Source organism: Specibacter sp. AOP5-B1-6, assembly GCF_052376555.1.
GTDB lineage: Bacteria > Actinomycetota > Actinomycetes > Actinomycetales > Micrococcaceae > Specibacter.
In genome coordinates this window covers 38,873-60,371 of record NZ_JBQSVT010000016.1, presented here as the reverse complement: position 1 = coordinate 60,371, position 21,499 = coordinate 38,873, and the positions used below count along the sequence as shown (strand labels likewise).

At 64.0% G+C, this 21,499-nt stretch carries 18 protein-coding genes; 3 read left to right on the top strand and 15 right to left on the bottom strand.

The genetic code is table 11. The features are described 5' to 3' along the window. Position 1 precedes the first annotated feature (1 nt). From ACT3TS_RS10240 to ACT3TS_RS10225, 4 genes are all read right to left on the bottom strand, one after another. Complete coding sequence (locus tag ACT3TS_RS10240) at positions 2 to 640, bottom strand: glycosyltransferase family 2 protein (protein WP_444531409.1); 639 nt, start codon at positions 638 to 640, stop codon at positions 2 to 4. Between the two features lie 85 nt (positions 641 to 725). Further along, the gene (locus ACT3TS_RS10235) at positions 726 to 1,211 is read right to left on the bottom strand and encodes a hypothetical protein (protein ID WP_444531408.1); all 486 of its coding nucleotides are present in this window, start codon (positions 1,209 to 1,211) and stop codon (positions 726 to 728) included. Continuing rightward, positions 1,208 to 2,551, bottom strand: a complete 1,344-nt coding sequence (locus ACT3TS_RS10230; protein WP_444531407.1) for a glycosyl transferase — start codon at positions 2,549 to 2,551, stop codon at positions 1,208 to 1,210. Before ACT3TS_RS10230 ends, ACT3TS_RS10235 begins: the two co-directional genes overlap by 4 nt. Continuing rightward, complete coding sequence (locus ACT3TS_RS10225; protein ID WP_444531406.1) at positions 2,548 to 3,513, bottom strand: hypothetical protein; 966 nt, start codon at positions 3,511 to 3,513, stop codon at positions 2,548 to 2,550. Before ACT3TS_RS10225 ends, ACT3TS_RS10230 begins: the two co-directional genes overlap by 4 nt. Before the next feature lie 161 nt (positions 3,514 to 3,674). On the opposite strand from ACT3TS_RS10225, the gene ACT3TS_RS10220 reads away from it, so the two are divergent. After that, positions 3,675 to 5,495: an ABC transporter ATP-binding protein gene (locus tag ACT3TS_RS10220; protein ID WP_444531405.1), complete on the top strand. Its 1,821-nt coding sequence runs from the start codon at positions 3,675 to 3,677 to the stop codon at positions 5,493 to 5,495. On the opposite strand, the gene ACT3TS_RS10215 is transcribed toward ACT3TS_RS10220, so the two are convergent. From ACT3TS_RS10215 to ACT3TS_RS10205, 3 genes are all read right to left on the bottom strand, one after another. Then, a complete protein-coding gene (locus ACT3TS_RS10215; protein WP_444531404.1) occupies positions 5,496 to 6,746 on the bottom strand; it encodes a glycosyltransferase in 1,251 nt (416 codons plus the stop codon). Between the two features lie 93 nt (positions 6,747 to 6,839). Then, positions 6,840 to 7,961: a glycosyltransferase gene (locus tag ACT3TS_RS10210; protein ID WP_444531403.1), complete on the bottom strand. Its 1,122-nt coding sequence runs from the start codon at positions 7,959 to 7,961 to the stop codon at positions 6,840 to 6,842. A 60-nt stretch (positions 7,962 to 8,021) separates the two neighbouring features. Beyond that, the gene (locus ACT3TS_RS10205) at positions 8,022 to 9,131 is read right to left on the bottom strand and encodes a glycosyltransferase (protein WP_444531402.1); all 1,110 of its coding nucleotides are present in this window, start codon (positions 9,129 to 9,131) and stop codon (positions 8,022 to 8,024) included. Between the two features lie 69 nt (positions 9,132 to 9,200). On the opposite strand from ACT3TS_RS10205, the gene ACT3TS_RS10200 reads away from it, so the two are divergent. Both ACT3TS_RS10200 and wecB read left to right on the top strand, forming a co-directional pair. Then, complete coding sequence (locus ACT3TS_RS10200; RefSeq protein WP_444531401.1) at positions 9,201 to 10,355, top strand: glycosyltransferase family 2 protein; 1,155 nt, start codon at positions 9,201 to 9,203, stop codon at positions 10,353 to 10,355. A gap of 9 nt (positions 10,356 to 10,364) precedes the next feature. Next, positions 10,365 to 11,429: a non-hydrolyzing UDP-N-acetylglucosamine 2-epimerase gene (gene wecB, locus ACT3TS_RS10195; protein ID WP_444531400.1), complete on the top strand. Its 1,065-nt coding sequence runs from the start codon at positions 10,365 to 10,367 to the stop codon at positions 11,427 to 11,429. 79 nt (positions 11,430 to 11,508) lie between these two features. On the opposite strand, the gene ACT3TS_RS10190 is transcribed toward wecB, so the two are convergent. From ACT3TS_RS10190 to ACT3TS_RS10155, 8 genes are all read right to left on the bottom strand, one after another. Then, positions 11,509 to 12,708: a glycosyltransferase family 4 protein gene (locus tag ACT3TS_RS10190; RefSeq protein WP_444531399.1), complete on the bottom strand. Its 1,200-nt coding sequence runs from the start codon at positions 12,706 to 12,708 to the stop codon at positions 11,509 to 11,511. After that, positions 12,708 to 13,700 (bottom strand): Gfo/Idh/MocA family oxidoreductase, encoded by a 993-nt coding sequence (locus tag ACT3TS_RS10185; protein ID WP_444531398.1) that lies wholly within the window; start codon positions 13,698 to 13,700, stop codon positions 12,708 to 12,710. The genes ACT3TS_RS10190 and ACT3TS_RS10185 overlap by 1 nt, the downstream gene beginning before the upstream one ends. 2 nt (positions 13,701 to 13,702) lie before the next feature. Beyond that, positions 13,703 to 14,794: a DegT/DnrJ/EryC1/StrS family aminotransferase gene (locus ACT3TS_RS10180; RefSeq protein ID WP_444531397.1), complete on the bottom strand. Its 1,092-nt coding sequence runs from the start codon at positions 14,792 to 14,794 to the stop codon at positions 13,703 to 13,705. Further along, entirely contained in the window at positions 14,791 to 15,402 is a 612-nt protein-coding gene (locus ACT3TS_RS10175) for an acyltransferase (RefSeq protein WP_444531396.1), read from the bottom strand. The genes ACT3TS_RS10180 and ACT3TS_RS10175 overlap by 4 nt, the downstream gene beginning before the upstream one ends. A gap of 43 nt (positions 15,403 to 15,445) precedes the next feature. Continuing rightward, complete coding sequence (locus tag ACT3TS_RS10170) at positions 15,446 to 16,735, bottom strand: nucleotide sugar dehydrogenase (protein WP_444531395.1); 1,290 nt, start codon at positions 16,733 to 16,735, stop codon at positions 15,446 to 15,448. 145 nt (positions 16,736 to 16,880) lie between these two features. Next, positions 16,881 to 18,848 (bottom strand): DUF6541 family protein, encoded by a 1,968-nt coding sequence (locus ACT3TS_RS10165; protein WP_444531394.1) that lies wholly within the window; start codon positions 18,846 to 18,848, stop codon positions 16,881 to 16,883. A 209-nt stretch (positions 18,849 to 19,057) separates the two neighbouring features. Next, positions 19,058 to 20,077: a UDP-glucose 4-epimerase GalE gene (galE, locus tag ACT3TS_RS10160; protein WP_444531393.1), complete on the bottom strand. Its 1,020-nt coding sequence runs from the start codon at positions 20,075 to 20,077 to the stop codon at positions 19,058 to 19,060. A gap of 11 nt (positions 20,078 to 20,088) precedes the next feature. Then, positions 20,089 to 21,498 carry a sugar nucleotide-binding protein gene (locus tag ACT3TS_RS10155; protein WP_444531392.1) on the bottom strand — a complete coding sequence of 470 codons (1,410 nt, stop codon included), beginning with the start codon at positions 21,496 to 21,498 and terminating at the stop codon, positions 20,089 to 20,091. Position 21,499 lies beyond the last annotated feature (1 nt).

The window sequence follows — 21,499 nt, the reverse complement described above, 5'->3', positions numbered from 1 at the left end:
GTCACCTAAACAAGAGGTCTGCGAGGATGTTGACTGAGTTCAGCAGAGACTGACCTTTGGCCTTGGAGTAATCGGTGTAGATGATCTCTACAGGATGTTCAACCCATACCGGCTTCATCTCAGCCAGCTGGTGGACCAGCTCGGAGGCATGTGCCATCCTGTTCTGAGTCAGGTGAATCTTGCGGGCCACCTGGGGGCTGAAGGCCCGAAGTCCGTTATGGGCGTCCGTCAGTGCCATGCCGGTGGCCATTCGCGACTGGATTGCCGCGGTTCTCAATACAGTCCGCTTGGCGAAGGACATCTGGGTGCGCTTGTCCAGGAAACGCGATCCAAGCACAACATCCGCTTCACCGGATTTGATGCGCCCGGCCATTGCCAACGCGTCAACGACCCGGTGCTGCCCGTCCGCGTCAAAGGTGACAATGCAATCCAATTCCGGATCGCCCAAGGCGTATTCAAAGCCGGTCTGGAGCGAGGCGCCCTGTCCCAGATTGACTGGATGCTGAATGACCACGGCTCCGGCTTCACGTGCTGCTTGTTGGGAGCCGTCGGTACTGCCGTCGTCGACGCACACCACGAAGGGAAATACCTCTCGCAGCCCCGCAATAACGGTGCCAACCACCGACACCTCGTTATACATGGGGATGACTATCCAAGTTCGACTCACCAAGACAGTATCCCACACAAGCGCGCCTCGACCGGGCCTGCTGCCGCTGGACGGTTCTTCAATCGCGGGCCATCGCTGAGAGTACATTGGCCATGGCAAAGGGCCCATGGATAAGCGAGGCCGCCGTCTTGTTGCGCAGCTTCCAGAGGGCCCGATCAGCCCGCTGATCGGCTGACACAACGATGTCCGAGGCACATAACCGCTCAGTCAAGGCCTGGTTTCGGGCCATGGCCCTTGCGGGGCGGCGCGACGCGAGGTTGTAGTCCAGCAGGCGGCCGACAACGCCCAGCGGACCGGGCCTTGTTGCCAAGGCCAACGCCGCCCGTCCGGCGAAGCTTTCACCACGGATTTCAAGCTGCACGACATCGAGCCCGAGCTGTCCTGCCAATACTGGCTCGCCCGGCCCGGCAACGTAGACAGCGGTGCCTGTCAGCCGAACGTGTGCAGGCACGGCCAGTTGGGCAGTGCGCCACAGGTCCTGGATCGCAAGATCAGCCCTGTCCTTGCCGGCCACCAGCATTGCCACATGGATTGTCTTGCTCACGTGTTGTTCCTATCGGCAGTCTGTGGGCCGGTCGAGGAGTCGTCCTCGATCATGGTCCGGAGTTCGGCAATTGCGGGACGCAAGGTGGCAGAACGTTCAAAGCTCTGGCCGTACTCCCACGCCGCAGCCCAGCGTTGCGGGTCCGGGGATGCCAGTTCCGCGGCGCAGGCCTTCAGCGCGTCCGCAATGCCTTCTTCGGACAGGTCCTTGGCTTCAAACCACAGCGGGTATTCCCGCAGAATTGTTGCGGCGGCGCTGTCGGCTGCGTGGATGGAAACGATCGGCAGCCCGGTAGCCAAATACTCGGAGGTCTTGCCGCCGGTGACATATTTTCCGGGCGGAAGGATGAGCAGCAACGCGTCGACACTTTGATAGAAACTGGCGACGTCACGCTTGGAGATCGGGCCCTCATAAGCCAACCCCCGGTGTCGACCTGAATTGAATATCTCCAGGACATTGCCTGGCACGAGGCCGGTGGGGCTCAACTTCCCCTTGAAGATGGCGTGGGCCGGGGCTGTGGCTTCATTGCCAAATGCGTTGTCCCAGCCGGCCAGGAATTCGGCCAGTGGAACGGCCGTGTACTGCAGGGTGCCCAAATATCCGAAGCGGGGTTCAGCGGTTGCCCCCGCCGTCGGCCTGCCATGGCCGGGCTGGGGGTCAAAACCATTGGGCACAACCCTCATCTCGGCACTCACCTCGGGGTAGCGGCGGGCATATTCGTCGTGAATTGGATCATTGACGAACCAGCTTTGCAGTGCGCCCCGCAGATATCCATGTTCCAGTTGTCCGCGCTCGGAAGACACACTGAAAATCTCGGCCCCCGTGAAGGTGTTGAAGGCCCAGGCATCCCGGTAGTCCAGCACATACGGAACGTCTGCCAATTCCCCGGCAACCTTGAAGGAGACATACGGGCTGGCTGATGCCATGACCAGGTCCACCGGCTTGCCGCGGTGAATTTCCTGTGCGGCTTGGCTGGCAGGCCTGTGCCACAGGGCATGGAAGTCTTCGGGGAATCCCTTGCGGCTGCGGCGCCGGAACACTTCCTTCCATATATAAGGAGCTTCAATGCGGAACCGGGAGTAGCGGCGTATGTCGCGCCGCCCCGGCTCCTCGGAGCCGCCGTCGGAAACATGCACCACGTTGATGCGGGGGTCGACAGCCTCCAGCAGTTGGTTGTCCATGCCGGTCAGCTCTGCCCAGATCTCCGCTTCCACGGTCAGCACGGTGACGTCCCAACCAGCGTCAACAAAACCATTGGCGACGGCTGTGCAGCGATAGACGGACGATGCCGAGCTTGGCGGAAATGCGAAGGCGATATACAGCAGATGGGGGCGGTTCACGCGTTGGCCCCCAACACCTTTTCGTACCCTGAGATCAGGCGTGGCAGCAAAACCTCCGGGGAGTGTGTCCGGCGGATGTAGTCGACACTCGCCAGTTCCCTCGACAACGCGGCAGGATCCGCCAACGACTCACGCACGGCTTCCCCCACCGACGCCCGCGCCACGGAGACGGTGGCGACGTCCGACGGATAGCCGGGATCCTGGTCCGCAATAATGGTCGGAATGCCCATGCCCATGGCTTCAAGTTCGCTGGTTGCCAGAATGCCCGCGATTTGGCCCACGGCAACGTGGGCCCGTGACATCTCGCGCAGGTAGTCGGGCTTGGACATGTGCGGGAGCAGTTGGACACCCATCGCGGCAACCTCGGGTGCCCGGTCTCCCCAATCCAGTCCGACGACGTCGACGTCCATGCCCTTCAACGCAGCGACGACATCGGCCGCGGTCTGCACCCACGCGTCGCCGCCCTTTGACGCATCCCAGCGGGACGGGAAGAACACCCTCGGCTTGGCTGCAGGCGCCCATGGCGGAAGCTCCGAAATGTCGACGGGGATGGGCATGTACTCTGCGTCGGCCCGGGCCTGCTCGGCCTTCTCACGGTTGTCCGGCGTGGCGTACCAAACGTGCCCGGCACCATCCACGTCGGCCTTGATCGCAGCATGGTGCTGCTCTTGCCAGTAGTTCTCCCGAATGTCGGTTCCGTGCAATGTGAGCGCATAGGGACGTGCAAAACGCCCGCGGGCCCATTTTGCCCGTCCGCCCATGTTGACGTGCCACAGCTGCGTACGCGGATAGGCGGCCGCCATGTCCAGGAGGAAGCCGTAGTAGGCGATTTTTGATCCGCCCCGTGTCCAAGGTCCCTCGACCATCTTCCAGGGCCGTCCCTGCCGCCGGGCTTCACGGAAAAAGTTTTTGCCGACGTCGGCACAGTCAAAAAGTTGCGTAACCCGTAGTTCCTTGCTCATGCCCTCCATTGTCGCATTGTGGGGAAAGCTTCCGGCACGGCACACGGAGGCCTCGAAGGCTTGTGGCCACACCCACAGGCAGAGTCCCGGCTTTTGGCTGCCTGAGGCGGGCCAGCCCGTAGAATGAAATGAATTCTTCCACTGCAGTACTGGAGTAAAACTTGAAAAATCTGCGCCGAACACTTGGCCAGCTGTTGCCGTTGCTTCCCTCCAACGCGAGAAAGTTCCTGCTCATTTTTGCGTCGCTGTCGTCCTTGCTGGTCCTGCTGGATGCTGCCGCGTTGGGCGTGTTTGCGCTGGTGCTGAACCAGATCATGCAGTCGCAGTCCACGGGCAACACCATGTCGCTGCCGCTGGTTGGCGCCATTTCTGAAAACACCGGGCTGATCGTTTTGATTGTGTCCGCGGCTGTCATGATCTTGAAGTCATTTTTGAACATCTGGCTGCAGTGGATTTCCACCAGAAAATTTGCCGACTATGAATTGGAAATCGGCACCGTCCTCTTCCAGAGCTACATCAGGGCCCCCTGGATTTCACGCCAGAACCGGTCAACAAGCGAACTCGTGCGGATGATCGACGTGGGCATTGCCAACACCATTTCAGGTGTGTTGTTCCCCGCCGTGGTGCTCCCCGCCCAGGGCTTGACGTTCTTGTCGGTGCTGGTCATCCTCGTGGCGGCTTCCTGGCAGACGGCCTTGATCACCTTGATTTATCTGGGCATCATCGCCGCATTCCTGTACCTTTACCTGTCCAGGAAGTCGTATGAGGCCGGCCGGGTCAACCGTGACGCTGCCATGCGGATGTCGACACTCGTCGCAGAAATGCTGGCGGCCCTGAAGGAGATCACGCTCCGCGACAAGGCCGATGAAGTCGGCGATGTGGTTTACATCAGCCGGGAAAAGGCCGCACGGTCCCGGTCCAATATCCGCTTCCTCGCCACAGTTCCAAAATTTGTGATCGACATGGCCTTGATCGGCGGATTCGTTTTGATCGGCACCGTTGGTTTCTTCAGCGGCGGCATCGGCACGGCGATGTCCTCGGTGGCCATCTTCGCCCTGGCCGGGTTCAAGATGGTGCCGGCGCTGACAACCATCCAGGGCCAGGTCACGCTGGTCCAGTCCACGCTGCCCTACACGGAACTTGTCATGGCGGACATCCGTGAAGCCGCAGACTTCCGCGACAACGCCGAAAAACTCGGCAAGACACCCATCACCGGCGACCCGAAAATGCTTGAACTGCGCGACGTCGAATTCACGTATCCCGGAGTGGACACCCCCGCGATCACCAACATCGACCTCACGCTTCCGCTGGGCTCCTCTGTCGGGGTGGTGGGACAGTCCGGGGCCGGAAAGTCCACGTTGATAGACATCTTCCTCGGCCTGCTGGTGCCCTCCAGCGGTTCCATGACGCTCGACGGCGTGCCGCTGGAAGACGTGCTGGCCGACTGGCGCAAGCGCGTGGGGTATGTCCCCCAGGAAGTTGCCATCTTTGACGGCACCGTGGCGCAAAACGTTGCCTTGTCCTGGGGCAGCGAGGTGGACGAGGACCGTGTGCGCACCTCACTTGCCCGTGCCCAGCTGCTGGAGACGGTCGACGCCCGGCCGGAGGGCATCCACGGGCGTGTGGGCGAACGCGGCGGATCACTCTCGGGTGGCCAGCGCCAGCGCCTCGGCATTGCCCGCGCGCTCTACATGGACCCCTTGGTGCTGGTGCTGGATGAAGCAACCAGCGCCCTGGACACGGCGACGGAGGCCGCCGTTGCCACGGCAATCAGCGAACTACAGGGTGATGTCACCGTGATTTCGGTGGCCCACCGCCTGTCAACCATCCGCAACTGCGACCAGGTTTTCTTCATGAGCGAAGGCACCATCGAGACCCGGGGCACCTTTGACGAAGTGGTTGCTGCCAACCCCAGCTTCGCCCAGCAGGCAGCCCTGGCCGGACTGACGCCGCAGCCGTCGGTGCCCGAGCAACACTCCTGACTAGTGCCGCCCAGCGATGAGGCCCGCCGTCGCTTCAGCGTTGACGTCGGCATTATAGCGCCGTGCCCACAGTTCCTTGGGTGCGTAGGCGTCAGGTCCTGCTGACAGGACGTGGGCCAATTTTGTGGCCAGGTCATCGTCCGTGAAGTCTGCGGGAATGAGTTCGCCGGTGCCAAGTTCAGTCCCCACGATTTCGGCCGTTCCGCCAACGTCCGTTGCGACCACCGGGATGCCGTAGGAAATGGCTTCCATGATGCTCACAGGCACCCCTTCGGACGCGCTCACGTTGATGAACGCTGCAATGTTGTGGGTGCTGTAACAGCTAAGGATATCTTCGTGCCGGGTGGCCCCACGGATTTCAACCGAGAGTCCGGGCCGGTCGAGCAGCGCCACCTTGCTGCGCAGTTCAGTTTCCAGCGCGCCGCCCCCGAAGTGGATCCACGTCAGCGGCGTGTCCAGGGGAAGTTTTTTCAGTGCCTCCACGATCCGGTCAACACGTTTGACGGGAATGACATACGAACAACTGACAATGGTCTGGCCGGGCCTTGCATCCGAGCCCCGTGGTGCCGCATCCGCTGGCGGCACCACGTCCAGCGGGGCCGCGCTCCCCAACCGGCGGACAACAATCTTCGCCGCAAGCTGTTCACGGGGGTACTTTTCCAGAAGATAATCACGGGACTGCTGGGAAATCGCCAGGATCCTGTCGGTGCGGCCAAAAAGTGCCGGACGGAACGGCAGGTATCCGGATTCCTCTTCATACAGGTCATAGCGGTGGAGCCTGAGGTTCACGGAAGCAACCTGTCCCCTGATCCACGGCACGAGCATGCCAATGCCCATCCCCCAGAAGCTGTACACAGTTGTGTCCACTCCGTGTTCATACAACGCGGCCCTGAGCCGGGAGTCGTTGGCAAGTCCCATACCAGCGATTGTTCCGGCCACGAAGGTGCGAAAGTGCCCTGTCAGGCGCCCCCTGCGGGCCTCCAAAAGCGTGACACCGGCCAGCCGGAGGAGATTGTGGGCGGAGAACAACGCTTTGATCTTCTCTGCCCGCGGCATTCCGTAAAGGCTTCCGCCAAAGCTCACATTCGCGGGCAGCGCCGCCATTTCCGCCGGCTCACCGGGAGCATAGTTGAACACCACGACTTCGTCGAAATGGGCGGCAAGGGCGGGGATTTCGGCAGCGACGAAAACATGGTCGCCACTGAGGAATGGGTATTGGTTCGCCAGCAGGACTAATCGACGTACAGCCATAATTGCTTCCTTTGTGTTCAAAGATTCCATGGAGTCCAACGGATCCGTCGGGGTCGGCCCCCTGCACCGGAACAGGATCCCGGCCCCGGAGCGTCAGGACCGGGCAACCGCTGCCAGGTAGGCGTCATCAAAAAGTGCGCCAACCGTTGCCGGAGAAAAGCGTTCCCTGATCGGTGCGGCAATGGATTCGGCGGAAACGGACTTGAAGGCGTCAACGGCATCGACGACGGCGGCACCGAGCACCTCGGGGCGCGGGTCGTCCACGAGCCGGCTGTTCGACGCGTCGGCATAATCGCTGAAGCCGCCCACGCGGGTGGCCACCACGGCACGCCCGGCCGCCAGTGCTTCGGCAGCCGAAGTGAAGAAGTTTTCCTGCTCGGTGGGCAGGAAAAACAGGTCCGCTGCAGCCAGGTACGCGGCCACCTCGGCGGGCCGGACGGAGCCGGTCAGGGTGACGGAACCGGCAAGCCCCAGCTCGTCCACCAGGGACTCGCACTCCGCGCGCTGGGCTCCCTCCCCCACCCAGGTCAGGTGTGCGGCAATTCCTTGTTCGCGCAGCCAGGCAACAGTTTTGATGGTTGTCAGCGGCCGTTTCCGCGGGATGAGCCCGCCCACGGCCACCAGCTGCAGCGGGCTGCCAAACCTGCTGGGCAGCACGGGGCCGCGGCCTTTGACTACACAGGGCACAACACGGGCCGCGTCGGGCCGGGCGAAGCGCTGCATCTCGGCGGCCAGCTGGCCGGTCACGCCCGTGACGACATGCGGGAATCTCAGCCCACGCCGCAGTCCGGAGAGCTTTTTCCACAGCGGCGAGACGCTGGCAGGGTTCACCACACCGTTCCAGTGTTCGGTGTGGACCCACGGGCGGCCCCGCCCCAACAAAGTCCGCGCAGCCCATGCAGGCAGGGTCAGCAGGATCGAGGAGAATGCCATCGTGTGCACGACATCGGCCCAGGCCAGCTCCCGCACTAGCAGCCGTTGGCAGGCCAACAGTGTCAAGGGACGTTTGGGGTCGGCGGCGACGCGCCGGACGGGGACGCCTTCCCAGCTGCCGTTGCTGTCGGCCGGAAGGGCCAGCGACGTCCCAAGTCGGATGTGCACCACGCGAACCTCGTGTCCCTGGCCGCGGATCGCCTCCACATGGTCGGCGTTGAACGGCGCCTCGGCCGGGCGCTCCTCGTGCGGGTACCAGGTGGCGATGACCAAAATCTTCATGGGTTCCTTGACGGCGTCTGGGTAGATGGGGGAAGTGTGGCTGGGGGAAGCAGGGACAAGCTAGGACACCAAGGCCGAGGCGCTCATGAAACGCAATGGCGCTTCTGGATGCAGCAACGCAGACACATCCCGTGGCAGCCACGTCCGCGGATTGCTGAACGTCCGCCGCAGCGTCGCCAACGACTTCATGACCGAAGAATCCGCCTCTTGGCGTGCCACTGCATCAAGCAGCGTGCGGTCGGCCACCGACAGCGGCCGGGCAGCCCGCGGCGCGGCAAACAGCAGTCGCCGCGCCACCACCGCCATCTCCGCAGCGTCCTGCGCAGACCAGCTGCCGGCCTCGGCCCGCAGCAAGACATGGCCAAAAACGTGCACGCGCAGCAGCTTCGTGACAATTGCCGTCCGCTCCCGACCGGCAAGCCGGGCAAACCAGCCGCTGTCCACGAGGTCGGCGGCAAATGCGAGGTCCTCCGTCACGGGGCGGGGGGTCGCCGTGACCCGGACCGCGGCGTCGTCGTGCACCAAATAGCGCGGAAGCCCGCGTCCGTAGCTGATCCGGGCGCCGGAGAACCACAGCGCAGCGGAGAACGACTGATCCTCCCCGGTGGCATATCGGGTGGGCAAAATCAGCTCGAGGGAGCGGACCAGTGACAGCCGCAGGATGCCCAGCGGCGCCGTGCGGTACGTGAGCCTGTCGGCCACGGGATCCAAACGAGCCGACCGGTTCCGGCGCACCACGGGCGTGCGGATTGCCCCGCCGCCGGCGTGGGCCATGGGTGCGATGAGTACGTCGGCAGAATCGCCCTCAGCCCGCTGCACCCACTGGGCCAGGGCGCCGGGTTCCAGCGAATCGTCGCTGCCCATGATCGACACCCAGGCGCCCGTGGCCAGGGAAATACCGTGGTTGAACGGACCGGCAGGGCTCTTGATGCCGTCAGCGTACTCCACAAAGCGAACGCGCTCCCGGTGCTCCGGCGCCACCCGGCCGCGAATGGGCCCGGCCGCCGTGTTGTGGCACACCACCGTGACGCGCAGCCGCCCGGCAGAGGACTCCGCGGTGGGCAGTCCCGACTCCATGAGGGATGCAACGGTGCGCTCGATGGGCCGGTCGGGCGTGTGCACCGCAATGACCACATCCACCAGCACTGAATCCATATTTACGTTCTCCACCCCGTAAGGTTATCGCGGAACCTTCGGAACAATCCTGACACCCCGAAACCGCCCAGAGCAGGAGCCGCCATGAGCCAGAGCATCGAAGTCGTCATCCCCGTGCACGACCCCGCCCGCCCGCTGGCCCGCGCCCTGGACTCGGTCCTGGGGCAGCAGCCCCAACTTGCCCGGCTCGGCGTCGAGCTTCGCGTCACGGTGGTGTGCCACAACATTTCCGCCGGGGAGATCAAGGGCTCCGCAACTCCCAACCAAGCAGCGGACGACGGCGTCACCTGGCTGGAGTGCCATGACGGCAGCAAGTCTCCGGCCGGCCCGCGCAACGCAGCGCTTGGGGCCAGTGCCGCGACGTTCCTGTGCTTCCTGGACTCCGACGATTATCTCGAGCCCGGCTCGCTGTCAGCGTGGTGGTTTGCGGCAAGGGACCACGATGCAGCCGCCGTCATCGCACCGTTGCGCACACCGGAAGGTGCCATCCTGCGCACCCCGCGGATCCGCCCGGGCAAGCCTGCCGTGCTGGACCCGGTGCGTGACGGGCTGGCCTACCGCAGCCTGCCCTTTGGCCTGCTGCGCCGTGCGGCACTGCTGGCGTGCGGCTTTGCTTATGCCGAGCGCATTCCGATCGGAGAGGACCTGGAAACCACGTTGAAGTTGTGGTTCCGCGGCGGCCGCATCGTGTACCCCTACGGGGCGCCGGCATACTGCCAAACGGACGATTCGGGCCCGGAGCGGGTCACCAGCACGCTGCGCCCGCTCGCCGAGGAGTTCCAGTGGCTGGACGCCATGGTCCAAGCGCCTTGGCTGCGTGAAGCGTCCCTGCGGGAACGGCGCAGCATTGCGTTGAAGCTCATGCGGATCCACGGCATCGGGGCGCTGCTGCGCCGCGGCCGGCCGACGGACAACGGCCAACGGCCAGGCACCGGCGCAGGTGAGGTGTGGTCTCCCGCCGAGCAGGCTGCCTGGCAGAAAATCAGCCGGCACCTCCAGAACATGGCCGGCGGGGAACTGCCTGCCCTGAGCCGCAAGGATGCGCTGCTGTCCCGGCAGGCAGCAAAGGCGGGCAGTGTCGAGGAGCTGCGGGCCGCCGTCGTGCGTCATTCACAGGCTGGGCGGACAGGCGAGCTCACGACCGACAACCCACTGGCGCTGCTGTCGCGGGAATCGGTGCTGCGCCATTACCTCAACGAACAGTTGCGGGCGAAAAACGGAGTGTTCTCCCTCCGTTAGGCTTGAAGCATGCGAATTTTGAGTGTTGTGGGCGCACGCCCCCAGTTTGTAAAGCTTGCCCCAATCGCCCGGGCCATGGAGGGCCGGACGGAGCACATCATTGTGCACACGGGCCAGCACTACGACGAGCTGATGTCGGACGTGTTTTTTCAGGACCTTGGCATTCCCGCCCCGGACTACAACCTGGGCGTGGGCTCCGGCAAGCACGGGGAGCAGACCGGGGCCATGCTGGCAGGCTTGGAGGGTGTTTTTGAGCAGGCCAAGCCCGATGTGGTCCTGGTCTATGGCGACACGAATTCAACCCTGGCGGCAGCCTTGGCCGCCGTTAAAATGCACATTCCGGTGGCGCACCTGGAGGCCGGGCTGCGCTCTTTCAACCGTCGCATGCCGGAGGAACACAACCGTGTCCTGACCGACCACGCCGCGGACCTGCTGCTCTCCCCCACCGAGGTCGGCATGGACCACCTCGCCAACGAAGGTCTGGCTGAGCGTGCTGTGATGGTGGGCGATGTCATGACCGACGTGTTGTACAGCGTCCGCGAACAGCTGTCGGCCGGCAATGAGCCAATCCCTGCCGGCCTGGAGGCCGGCGGATACTACGTGTGCACGATCCACCGACCTGACAATACGGATGACCCCGCCAGACTGCGGGCCATTGTGGACTCACTGGCCGCACTCAGCAAGCCGGTGCTGCTGCTGGCGCACCCGCGGTTGAAGGCATTGGCGGAAAACCACGGAATCGATCTGGCGGCGGGATCGCTGGTGCTCAGCGAGCCGCTGGCCTACCCGCAGCTGGTGAATGCTGTGGCTAACAGTGCCGGCGTCGTGACCGACTCCGGCGGGCTGCAGAAGGAAGCGTTTCTGCTGCGCGTGCCCTGCACCACGATCCGCCCGGAAACAGAGTGGGTGGAAACTGTGGCCCTGGGTTGGAACGTGCTCGTCAACGACGATCTTGGCCGGCTTGCGGGTGCCGTTGAGCGCCCGGTCCCGGCCCCCACAGATGCCGCGCCGTATGGCGACGGGCATGCCGCGGTGCGCACGGTGGATGCCTTGCTGAGCGCCTTCGCGAAGTAACCGAAATCAACCGCAGCGGGTTCCGGACGATCATCCGGAACCCGCATCGGCCAACCCTGCCTGCCGGTGAGCCTGTGGCCTACAAGGGTCCCATGACAGTCTGCGCCGCGACCTTGCCGGAGGCAGCCAAGGACGCGTTCTCCTCCACCCAGCCGACCCGCGCTGCGCGCAGCTGCTCCGCTGTAGATGCGGAACCGGCACCATGCGCCCCAGCGGCGGCTGTGGCCGGCGTCGAGAGGAGTTCGATCATGGCCTCGGCAACGCTGTGCGCATCATATGGGGCTGCAACGCCCAGCCCGCCCGCTTCAACTATTGCGGCGCCGTCGCCCTGGCCGGCAAAAACCACCGGCACACCACATCCCGCTGCGGCGTAAATCTTGGTGGGCTTGGCAAAGTCATAGCCTTGGCCGGGCTTGATGCTGACCAGCGCCCCGGCAGCGCCGCGGATCCATTGCGCCACTTCTGCCGGCGCCACGACCCCGCCAAAGTGGACGCCGCCGGGAACCAGCTGCCCGGCCACTTCCTGCAGGTGCGGTTCATCCGTGCCCTGGCCAAAGAAGCGGATCTCAGCATCCGGGAACTGTTCGCGGACCAGCGGCAGTGCCTGGACGAAAATGTCGGCGCCCTGCCATTCGCTCATGGTCCCGGTGTAAATGAAATAGGGCCGGTCGGTGGAAGCTGCTGTGCCGGTGGGCGTGAAAATGTTGGTGTCCACACCATTGCCCACCACCACAATGCGCTCCGCCGGGACCTTGAACCTGGCGACTTGCTCGGCCACCGGTTCCGAGACGGCGATGACCTTGGCGGCGCGGCGCAGCACAAATCCTTCAACCGCGCCGAGCACCTTTTTCACGATGGGTGAGACGTCCATCGCCGAGAGTGCCTCGCTCCAGATGTCGGCCGCGTAGTAAACATACGGACGACGGCGCAGCAGCGACGACAGCGCCACGACCACGCCCGTGGTGGGCGGCGGCTCGGACACGACCACGTCCGCCGGCGTCGCCAGCAGACGGAAGAAGACGGGGATGTCGAAACTGAGGTACTGCACGTAGCCGCGCACGTACCCGCCCGCGTCCCGCAGCACGGGCCAGCGTTTAAGCGTGTAGGGCGGCTTGAACACCGCACCGCCGGCGGGAAGCGTGGTTGTCAGGACGGTGACGTCGGCGCCTTGTGCCACGAGACCGTCAACGAGTGCTTTTAAGCGGAAAGCCGCCGCCCCCACCTCAGGCGCATAGAGCCTGGTGGCGACGACGACTTTCAACGGTTTTTGCACAGCCACTAAATCGTGATCCTCACGCTTTGGCCGGTGCGGCAGGATTCCAGCACGGCTTCTGCAACAACCAACGTTTCAAGGCCTTCCGCCATGGTGACCACGTCGCTGCGCAGCCCCAGAACGGCATCCCGGAACGCCTCATGCTCGGTGCGCAGCGGCTCCGGCTTGGCGATCGCCAACCGGGTGACGTTGCCCTCGGACACGCCCCGGAACGCGCCAATGGAGTCCCACTCGGTGGCCACCGTGCCGTTCTCGAAAAACGTCAGGTCCGCCGTAACGGTGTCGGCCACAAACGCGCCCTTTTCACCCGTGACAACCGTCAGGCGTTCCTTCATCGGGGACAGCCAGTTGACGAGGTGGTTGGTGATGATGCCGTTTTCCAGCTTGCCGGTGGCCGAGACCATGTCCTCGTGCGGGCGGCCGCTGCGCGTGGTGGTCTGGGCAAAAATCGACTCGTAGTGGCTCTGGGCCAGCCACGCCGTCAGGTCGATGTCGTGCGTGCCCAGGTCCTTGACCACGCCGACGTCGGCAATCCTGGACGGGAACGGCCCCTGCCGGCGCGTGGCGATCTGGTACACGGCACCAAGCTCACCGTCGGCAATGCGCTTGCGCAGCGACTGCAGGGCCGGGTTGAACCGCTCAATATGCCCGACGGCGCCCACAAGCCCCCTCGCCGTGAAGGCATCAAGGAGGCGCTTGCCCGCGGCGGTGCTGGCCGCAATGGGCTTCTCCACGAGGGTGTGGACCCCGGCGTCGGCCAGGGCAAGGCCCACTTCCTCATGCATGCCCGTGGGCACGGCCGCAACGGCCATGTCGATGCCGGCGGCGATAAGTTCTTCAACACTGTTCAGGACGGGCAGGTCCTTGGCGACGCCGTGCGGGTCGCCGTACGCGTCGGCAACGGCGACCAGGTCAACACCCTCAACTTCCCGGATGACCCGGGCATGGTGGCGGCCCATCATGCCCAGGCCGATGAGTCCTGCGCGAAGGTTCGCCATGCTCAGGCACCAGCCTTCACGATGGTGTTGACAGCCGTGACGATGCGTTCCAGGTCATCCTGGGACAGCGAGGGATGAACCGGCAGCGACAGGACTTCCTTGGCCGCAATTTCCGTGTTGGGCAGGTCCTCAACACGGTTGAAGGACGGCAGTCGGTGGTTCGGGACCGGGTAGTACACGCCGGAGCCAATATTGAACTCGGAGCGCAGCCGCTCGTGCAGCTCGTCACGTCCCTCGGGCACGCGGATCGTGTACTGGTGGTACACGTGCTCGGCGCCGGGGGCCACCTTGGGTGTTCCCACGCCTTCGAGGTTGGCGGTGAGGAAGGCTGCGTTGTCCTGGCGCTGCTTCGTCCAGGCCGTGATCTTGGTCAGCTGGACCCGGCCAATGGCCGCGTGCAGGTCTGTCATGCGGTTGTTGAAGCCCACCAGTTCGTTTTCATACTGGGTTTCCATGCCCTGGTTGCGCAGCAACCGCAGGTTCCGCTCAACCGTGGCGTCGGAGGTGGAGACCATGCCGCCCTCGCCGGAGGTCATGTTCTTCGTGGGGTACAGGCTGAACATGCCAAACTTGCCGAACGTACCGACCTTCTTGCCGTTGAGCGCGGCGCCGTGGGCCTGGGCCGCATCTTCGTACAGATCGATCCCGTGCTTGTCGGCAAGCGCGGCAAAGGCCTCCGCCGCAAAGGGGTGCCCGTACAGGTGCACGGGCATGATGCCCTTGGTCTTATCCGTGATGAGTGACTCCACATGCGCCACGTCAAGGGCGTAGTGGTCCAGCTCAATGTCGGCAAAGACGGGCGTTGCACCCGTCAGGGCCACCGAGTTGCCGGTTGCCGCAAAAGTGAACGACGGGACGATGACCTCGTCGCCCGGGCCGACGCCGGAGGCCAGCAGGCCCAAGTGCAGTCCCGAGGTGCCGGAGTTCACGGCAACGCTGGCCCGGCCATCGAGCAGGACGCCGGAGAATTCCGTTTCAAAGGCGGCCACCTCCCTGCCCTGCGCCAACATGCCTGACGCCATGACGGCGTCGACGGCTGCTCGTTCCTCGGCACCGATGATTGGTTTTGCTGCGGGAATGAAGTCGTGGCTCATGCGTTGTCCTCTACGGCATTCGGGGAGTACTCCTTCAGGAGAGCTCCATCTTCAATGTATTGTGCTCCGGTCTCCGGGCACACCCAGAAACCGCTATCCTCGGCGAGCGGGAAGCCGGCCTTGCCGACCCAGCCCAGGCGCCGCGCCGGCACCCCTGCCATGAGGGCAAACGGGGGCACGTCCTTTGTCACCACGGACCCTGCCGCGATGGTGGCCCAGCGGCCAATTCTCAGTGGCGCAATGCACACGGCGCGGGCGCCAATGGAGGCGCCGTCCTCAATCGTGACGCCGACAGGCGTCCAGTCGTGTGCGCTTTTGAGCGAGCCGTCGGGGCTGACGGCGCGCGGGTAGGTGTCGTTGGTCAGCACGACGGCAGGGCCGATGAAGACCCCGTGGCCCAGCACTGCCGGCTCATACACCAGGGCGTAGTTCTGGATCTTGGAGTTGGCGCCGATGTGCACGCCGTTGCCAACGTAGGCTCCGCGGCCCACGATGCAGTTCTCGCCAAGGACGGCGTCCTCCCGCACCTGGGCCAGATGCCAGATTTTCGTGCCGTCACCAAGGACAGCCTCGTCCGCAACGTCGGCGCTGGGGGCAATGTAAGTCATGCTGATCCTCCTGATCGAGATTGGATGGGGCCGGGGAAAACCCTCAGGCCTTGCCAATGACGCGGTAGGTGACGCCGGGCCAGTTCTCAGCCGAGCTTACCCGGCGCCCGTCAATGAATGCTTTCACGCCGGGGAGGTCCGCCGGGGACAGTTCACGGTATTCGGCGTGGTCGGCCTGCACCACGGCAGCGTCCACGGGCTCGCCGAGGTGGTAGGCGGCGAAGCCGAGCTTGGCCAGCTCCGCATCCGTGTACATGGGGTCGTGGACCAGGGCTGTGCCGCCGCGGCGGGAGATGGACTCCACTGCGTCAAACACGCCGGAGAACGCGGTCTCCTTCACACCGCCGCGGTACGCAGCCCCCAGCACGACGACGCGTGCCCCGGTCAGGTCCCCGTAGGCACCTTCCAGAAGGCCGATGGTGTAGTCGGGCATGGCCGCGTTGGCGGCCCGGGCTGCCCGGACGACTGTTGCTTCGGGGTCGTTCCACAGGTAGAGGCGCGGGTAGACGGGGATGCAGTGCCCGCCCACGGCGATGCCGGGCTGGTGGATGTGGCTGAACGGCTGCGAGTTGGAGGCGGCAATGACCTGGTAGATGTCGATGCCGGTCTTCGCGGCGAAGCGGGCAAACTGGTTGGCCAGGCCAATGTTGACGTCCCGGTAGGTTGTCTCGGCCAGTTTGGCCAGCTCGGACGCCTCGGCGGAGCCAAGGTCCCACACGCCGTTGGCGCGATCAAGGTCGGGGCGCTCGTTGAAGTCCAGCACGGCCTCGTAAAATTCAATGGCCTTGGCGGCACCGGCGTCGGACAAGCCGCCCACCAGCTTGGGGTATTTGCGCAGGTCTGCAAAGACGCGGCCGGTCAGGACCCGCTCGGGGGAAAACACCAGGTGGAAGTCGGTGCCCTCGGTCAGGCCGGATGCAGCCTCAAGGGCGGGCTTCCAGCGGGTGCGGGTGGTGCCGACGGGCAGTGTGGTCTCGTAGGAAACCAGCGTGCCCGGGGTCAGGTGCTTGCCCAGTTCAGCGGTTGCCGCGTCCATCCAGCCAAAGTCGGGGTTGGCCTCGGAGTCAACAAACAATGGCACAACCAGGACCACGGCGTCGGCCCCCGGGACCGCCTCGGCGTAGTTCGTCGTCGCCCGCAGCTTGCCGGCGGGCACCAGTTCGGAGAGCTTCTCCTGCAGCTGGGCTTCGCCGGGGAACGGCTCCTTGGCGGCATTCACCAGGTCCACGACGGCCTGGTTGACGTCCACGCCAACAACCTCATGGCCCTTGGAGGCGAACTGGACAGCCAGCGGAAGGCCGATCTTGCCGAGTGCAATAACTGCAATCTTCACGTTGTTTGTAACCTAATCTCTCGAAATTTGTTGACCGCCGGCGAACCAGGCCAGGCTGTTGCCTTGACTATTAGAATATAGAGCTTTGCAGCCCTCCGGTGTCAGCTGAGAGCCAGCCCACAGAAAGACCCTTGGAATTCAAACGTTACTGGCAACCATCAATCCGATAAAGCCTGGCCAGCCCCTCATGGTCAAGAAGTGTCAGCCCCGGAGTGTTGGCCAGGTCGTCCGAGGTGGGAAGGGACGGGTCTATGCCACGGACCTCCCGGCGGCCAAAGTCCAAGAGATGGAACGTCCCCAGTTCACGGGCCGCCTGGCATACCGCTGGATTTTCCGCCATGTCCGGCAGGTGTTGGTTGATGGTCTTGAGCAGAGCGCTTTGGTACGAAGATATCGCCATCAAAGCCACCCGCCGATCCGCCAGAGCATAGGCAAGTGACGCACCGCCAGCGGCCGGATTCCCAATGACTGTCGCATCAGGCGGAACCGTGGTGGGCAGACGCGAGATGAGGGCTGCTTCGTCACTTGTCAGCAGCCACGACGCGGGCGAATAAACGTAATACTCATTTGTCCGGGTCTGCGTGGACGTCACGGCATTGTTCTGTGCCGCAACTCCGACGGCGACACCGGCCAGCATTCCAATTGAGACCGCAACAACAAACAGTGGGCGCCTCGACAGGACGGAATGCGGAATTCGCGCCATCACCAGGTCGAATGCCCAAACCGCACCCATGGCCGTCAAGGGCAGCGCCATGACTGGAAGCAACGCCGCCAGGCGGTTGCTGTCGTTAAAAAAAACACCCGTGATGGCGTGGCGAAAGGCACCGGCAGGGAAACTTGAAACCACGATGTAGAACATGATGCCCACCAGATACGGCCCCAAGGCCCACAACTGGTGCCGCTTTATGCACACTGAGACAAGCCCAAAAATAGTCAGTACCAGAATCGGCCACGACAACGGAATGTCGAGGGGAGACGTAGTAAGTGCCTGAACCAAAGCAACGGGCATCGTGAAGAACGGAGGCCAGCTGGAACCGGCCACGCTGGGACGAATCCGGTCCCACGCCACCAGGAAGAGTGCCAGGTAGAGGGCAACCGCCAATCCCGCAAAGGCAACCAGGCGCCAAGGACGGTTTCTTTGCCGCCTGAAGTCCACGCACCGAGCGAACCAGAAAAGCAACATCGGGGCCACAAAGGCCCCCAGGGTCATGAGCATATTTGGATGGGCGAGTGCCAACCCAGGCACGGCTATGGCCAGTAGCACAATCGTCTGGATTATGGGGAGGCGGGGCGAAGCTGAAAGCCTGAGGAGATCAGCGGCCAGTCCGATGAAAGCGGGAAGCAGGGCAATCGCCAGGAAGTTGGGATACAGCACACCCCAGCCCACGGCCCAGTAGGGGAAAGCGCCAAAGGCTCCTGCCAGGATCCCAGTCATCAAGAGAATCGCTGGACGGGGACCGGCCAACCTCGAAGCGAGGTACATCGAAGAGATGATCCAGACCAGTGCGCCAATGACCACATTAACCGAGTTGACAGCAACCGGAATGGGGGAGCTGCTGAGTTCCGCCACCAATGCCACCAAATTATGCCATGCGAACGGGTAGGTCCCTGAAGGATCATCGAGATCCAAATTTCCCATGGCCACAGACGACCCGTTCCCGGTATCCATGATGAATCGTATGGCGTTCAGATGGAAAACATTGTCGTACGTCTGGGAGATGTTCTCCGGGGCACCGAATATCCGCATGAATCGGACGGCGATGACGGTCCCGCCAAATAGCAGACCTCCGAGCGCTCCGAAGAGCATGGCGGTTGATGAACGGCTCCATGACGCCTTGGCGGTCCGCCGCCCCTGCTTCGACGTAGATCGCCGCAGGCCCCAAGCCATCGCCGAAACACCCAACGTCAGGACTGCCAGAACCAGGGGATTCCAGCGAAGGTGTACAAAGTTCGCGGCAATCGGACCGAGTACCGCGAGTGACACTGACAGCGGGGCGGCAAGGGCCAGCCACGTCAGGCCACGCGCGCCGAGGGCACGAGCGAGGATGGCACCCGGGACGAAGATGATCAGGGCGGCAGCTAAAAAAGTCGGAACCGTCTCAAACCAAGTCATGCAACTACCGTCATCTCCTGGAAGCCTTGGGGCTCATCGTTGTCGTGCATTGTGGGGACGGGTCTCCGCAAAGCGGCACTCCGCCAGCCGGACAGACCCTTTAACAGACTACGGGACTGCATGACAGCGGTCCTCCGCAACCCAAGGACGTGGGGTGATGATCAACATCACCCCGCAAGAGCGCACCCTGGTGGCCAAGAAGCCCCGTGCTACTGAATGCTTGCGTAGCCATTCGGGTTCTCCGACTGCCAGCGCCAGTGGTCGGCGCACATTTGGGCCAGGTTGCGGTGTGCCGACCAGCCCAGATCCGCCAGCGCGGCCGACGGGTCGGCGTAGCTGACGGCCGCATCGCCGGCCCGGCGCGCGGCAAATTCAAAGGGAACGGGCTTGCCTGCCGCGTCACCAAAGGCGGAGATGACCTCCAGCACCGAGGAGCCGTTGCCGGTGCCAAGGTTCCAGGTGAAGACGCCTTCGTGGCTGGTCAGGTAGTCCAGGGCGGCCAGGTGTCCGGCGGCGAGGTCCATGACGTGGATGTAGTCCCGCACGCCGGTGCCGTCGGGGGTCGGGTAGTCGTTGCCGAACACCATGACCTTTTCGCGGCGGCCAACGGCAACCTGGGCCACGAACGGCAGCAGGTTGTTGGGAATGCCGGTGGGATCTTCGCCAATGCGGCCGGACTCGTGGGCGCCCACCGGGTTGAAGTAGCGCAGCAGGGCCACCCGCCAGGTCGGATCCGCGGCGCCCAGGTCGGTGAGAATGTCCTCAACCTGTTCCTTGGTGCGCCCGTAGGGGTTGGTCGCATCCAGCGGCATCTTCTCGATGAGCGGCACTTCCTCGCTGGCACCGTATACCGTTGCGGAGGAGCTGAACACGAGCGAGCGGACGCCGTGCCGGTCCATGGAGGCCAGCAGGTTCAGCGTGCCCACAATGTTGTTTTGGTAGTAGCGCAGCGGCTCGGCCACCGACTCCCCCACCGCTTTCAGGCCGGCGAAGTGGATGACCGAGTCAAAGCCTGTGGCGGCAAACAGCGCATCCACGCCTGCGGCGTCGAGCAGGTCAAGTTCAACAAACTCCGGATGCCGCCCCGTCAGTTCCTCCACCCGCCGCAGGGACTCCGCCGAGGAGTTCGCCAGGTTGTCAAGGACGACGACGTCGTGCCCGGCTTCGAGCAGGCTCAGAACCATGTGCGAACCGATGTAGCCGGCTCCACCTGTGACCAAAACTTTCATGGTTTCCATTTCTATTTCGCCAGGTATTCGGCCAGGCGCGCTTGCGCGGATGCCGGCGTGAAGCCTGTGGATTTGATGCGGGCCAGGTCGAGGACGCTGTTCAGCGGCCTGGGTGCTGCTTCCTTGCCCTTGAAGTACTCTTCGGTGCTCACACCCGTGACGGCGTCGCGGCTGTGCCCGGAGATTTCGTAGACGTCGGCGGCGACGTCGGCCCAGGACTGGGGGTCGCCGTCGTTGCTGAGGTTGTACACACCGTACTCCGCGCCGGAGCCGAGCAGGTGCACGATGCCGGCGGCGATGTCCTCGGTGAAGCTGAGCCGGCCGATCTGGTCATTGACGACGCTCGGTGCGATGCCCCGGCCGGCCAGCGACGCCATGGTGCGCACAAAGTTGCCGCCCTCGCCGATGACCCAGCTGGTGCGCACAATGTAGTGCCGGGGAACGGTGGCCGCCACAGCGTCGCCGGCGGCCTTGGACTGGCCGTACACGCCGAGCGGGGTGAAGGCCTCGTCTTCGCCGTGGCTTGCGGCGGTGCCGTCAAAAACATAGTCGCTGGAGACATGGACCAGGGTGATCCCGTGCGCGGTGGCCGTTGTGGCCAGCTTCGCGACGGCCGTGGCGTTGATGGCCCAGGCGGCGCGGCGCCCCTCGGGCGTTTCGGCCGTGTCCACGGCGGTGTACGCGGCAGCATTGATGATGGTGGCGTAGTTTTTCCAGTCCCGGACCGCATGGGAGGCATCGGCAGTGAGGTCAAAGTCGGCGCGGGCGGCAAACTCGACGCTTGCATCGCCGTCGTACGCGGCCCGCAACGCCTTGCCAAGCTGCCCGTCGGCACCGAGCACCAGCGTTTTTTTCGGCGGCATCGGGGCCACCTCGGCCAACCGCGGGTGGGCCTTGTCCTTCTCGGAGAGCTCGGCTTGATCCAGCGGGATCGGCCAGGCGATCGCGGCGCTCTCATCCGCAAGGTTCAAGAAGGTGTACCGGCCCTGGGCGTCGGCGGACCAGTGGTCGTTGACCAGGTAGGTGTAGGCCGTGTTGTCCTCCAGGGTTTGGAAGGCGTTGCCAACACCGCGGGGAATGAAGATGGCCTGAGAGGGGTCCATTTCGGTGGTGAACACGGCACCAAAGGAGTCGCCCTCGCGCAGGTCCACCCAGACTCCGAAGATCTTTCCGGTCGCCACGGAGATGAACTTGTCCCACGGCTCGGCATGGATGCCGCGGGTGGTGCCGGCCTTTTCATTGAAGGAAATATTGTTTTGTACCGGGGTGAAGTCCGGCAGCCCCAGCGCCAGCATCTTCTCGCGCTGCCAGTTTTCCTTGAACCAGCCCCTGTTGTCACCGTGCACGGGCAGGTCATACAGCACGACGCCGGGAATGGGGGTTTCGGTGGCCGTGAGCTTCTTGGCGAACTCCAACGTCATC

What these genes read in the sequence shown, in the direction of transcription:
- ACT3TS_RS10155 (WP_444531392.1), bottom strand. Translation starts at nt 21,498, where the DNA reads ATGACGTTGGAGTTCGCCAAGAAGCTCACGGCCACCGAAACCCCCATT.
- ACT3TS_RS10240 (WP_444531409.1), bottom strand. Translation starts at nt 640, where the DNA reads ATGTATAACGAGGTGTCGGTGGTTGGCACCGTTATTGCGGGGCTGCGA.
- ACT3TS_RS10225 (WP_444531406.1), bottom strand. Translation starts at nt 3,513, where the DNA reads ATGAGCAAGGAACTACGGGTTACGCAACTTTTTGACTGTGCCGACGTC.
- ACT3TS_RS10185 (WP_444531398.1), bottom strand. Translation starts at nt 13,700, where the DNA reads ATGGCGAACCTTCGCGCAGGACTCATCGGCCTGGGCATGATGGGCCGC.
- ACT3TS_RS10180 (WP_444531397.1), bottom strand. Translation starts at nt 14,794, where the DNA reads ATGAGCCACGACTTCATTCCCGCAGCAAAACCAATCATCGGTGCCGAG.
- ACT3TS_RS10165 (WP_444531394.1), bottom strand. Translation starts at nt 18,848, where the DNA reads ATGACTTGGTTTGAGACGGTTCCGACTTTTTTAGCTGCCGCCCTGATC.
- ACT3TS_RS10200 (WP_444531401.1), top strand. Translation starts at nt 9,201, where the DNA reads ATGAGCCAGAGCATCGAAGTCGTCATCCCCGTGCACGACCCCGCCCGC.
- ACT3TS_RS10215 (WP_444531404.1), bottom strand. Translation starts at nt 6,746, where the DNA reads ATGGCTGTACGTCGATTAGTCCTGCTGGCGAACCAATACCCATTCCTC.
- ACT3TS_RS10175 (WP_444531396.1), bottom strand. Translation starts at nt 15,402, where the DNA reads ATGACTTACATTGCCCCCAGCGCCGACGTTGCGGACGAGGCTGTCCTT.
- wecB (WP_444531400.1), top strand. Translation starts at nt 10,365, where the DNA reads ATGCGAATTTTGAGTGTTGTGGGCGCACGCCCCCAGTTTGTAAAGCTT.
- galE (WP_444531393.1), bottom strand. Translation starts at nt 20,077, where the DNA reads ATGAAAGTTTTGGTCACAGGTGGAGCCGGCTACATCGGTTCGCACATG.
- ACT3TS_RS10210 (WP_444531403.1), bottom strand. Translation starts at nt 7,961, where the DNA reads ATGAAGATTTTGGTCATCGCCACCTGGTACCCGCACGAGGAGCGCCCG.